At 34.4% G+C, this 1667-nt stretch carries 2 protein-coding genes; both read left to right on the top strand.

Going from position 1 to position 1667, the window contains the following annotated elements; translation table 11 throughout:
* The first annotated feature begins 327 nt into the window (after window positions 1-327).
* Window positions 328-720 carry a hypothetical protein gene (locus DMP16_RS09665; protein WP_069284157.1) on the top strand — a complete coding sequence of 131 codons (393 nt, stop codon included), beginning with the start codon at window positions 328-330 and terminating at the stop codon, window positions 718-720.
* Between the two features lie 492 nt (window positions 721-1212).
* Complete coding sequence (locus DMP16_RS11465; protein WP_069284158.1) at window positions 1213-1392, top strand: hypothetical protein; 180 nt, start codon at window positions 1213-1215, stop codon at window positions 1390-1392.
* Window positions 1393-1667 lie beyond the last annotated feature (275 nt).

Below are 1667 nucleotides of genomic sequence, written 5' to 3'. Positions count from 1 at the left end.
CCAGTGTTATAGCAGGGATTTATCCAGCGTTAAAAGCGTCAAGACTAACAGTTATCGAGGCTATCAGAAGGGATTAACAAACTTATCCCCTTGGAAGTTTCCCTTCGTAAGCAAGAGCAATAAATTTTGTACTTTTTGGTAATATCTATTTATCTTGAATGAAATGGTTTACTGAAATATTTTTCTATTGATTTTTCCCTAGAAAAATTACGTTTCTTTCCTATCGGAGTAAAATCTTAACCTTAAGGGTAGAAGGATTTAAATTATGCGATATAAATTTCATACTTTTTAACTTATTTTTAAAAAGTCATGATCCTCTAACAAAATATGTTTTACGAAATAGCCTTCATGATTCACATGTTAGGCTTAATAGGCTGGGGTGGATTAACTACCGGTGCTTATTACTTGTTTACTTTTTATAAGCTTACTGATGTTAAGATTTTAACAGCTTATAGGAGGTTAGTCTACTTAGAAATTATCTCACTTATAGCAATGGCTTTATCTGGACTTTACATGTGGTCTAGGTTAAACTATCCTTCATGGGTTTATCCAGCACTTGTCATCTCTCCTATTTTAGCTTATGGTGAATACTTGCATTGGAGATTAACTTACGTGAATGACATTAACACATTTATGTCAAAGATGAAGTACTTATCGTTATTTTATACTGTTCTCGCAATATTTCTCATTTACGATATGGTATTCAAACCTAGTTTTTGAAAGCCTTTTTTTAGAAGTTAAATAAGAGCCAAAAAAGTTGAGTATAATATTTGTCCCTCTCCTCTATATATATTCTTGAAACGCAGGAAGGGTAAAGTGAAGGAAACAAGGGTCTGGACGAATCAAGTAAGGTTGGGGCTTTAAAGCCCATTAGCTATGAAACGATGAAGGCGGTAGTTACTTTATTGTCGGGGAATTTTTAGTTTATTTGCTTTTGTCTGCTATGATTTCTTAGGTAATGTGATTATTGATAGACTAGGGCATAAAGAGGTTTTCACTAAGTAAGATCAGATACCAGTTAGGACTCCTTTAACTCACACTTTGCCTAGGAGTGTTCTTTGGGTGTTTTATCCATTATTCCGATAATTGTTCTTCTATTCCTCTCTGATCGTCTTTCTCTAAAATTATACTTAATAATAAATGGAATAATAGTAGGTCCTTCTCACATGCTCTTGGACTTGTTTACGGAAAGGGGGATATATGTGAAAAAGAATGGGAAGTGGAAGAGGTTTGCCTTATCCCATTATAAATTATGATAATCCTTTCGTAAATGGTTTTGTAATGTTCTTAGGAGTTCTTATGCTTATCGTATCAGTAATTTATTATAGTTATAATATTAAAGATAATAAAGCGAGAAACGAAAAGTCTTTGAACCAGTTTTCGCAGAAGTAGGGACGGGGCAAGTGATGAGATTCCCAACAGGCGAACGGTGGGCGTGAGTGCTAGAGCCGAGACCTGTTCTAATGTTCCACTCCTTCTTTAAGGTAAAAAGGTTCTTCTTGTTTTGGATTAACTTAAGCTTCTTAAAAGCATAAGCTCTTTTTCCAATCCTTTTTGGGTAGATCATATGAATTCATTCCTTTATACTCTTGACCTTTCAATCCCTTTAGAATATTCCAAAATGGGGGATATAGGCGGGGAAAAATGATTGAGAAACGAACCACTGA

The organism is Sulfolobus sp. B1 (assembly GCF_007050195.1).
GTDB lineage: Archaea > Thermoproteota > Thermoprotei_A > Sulfolobales > Sulfolobaceae > Saccharolobus.
The sequence above is the reverse complement of the archived record's forward strand: the minus strand, read 5'-3'. Positions and strand labels throughout refer to the sequence as shown.

Bases quoted from the DNA above. Each gene is read 5' to 3' on its own strand.
- DMP16_RS09665 (WP_069284157.1), top strand. From the start codon at position 328: ATGTTTTACGAAATAGCCTTCATGATTCACATGTTAGGCTTAATAGGC.
- DMP16_RS11465 (WP_069284158.1), top strand. From the start codon at position 1,213: ATGGGAAGTGGAAGAGGTTTGCCTTATCCCATTATAAATTATGATAAT.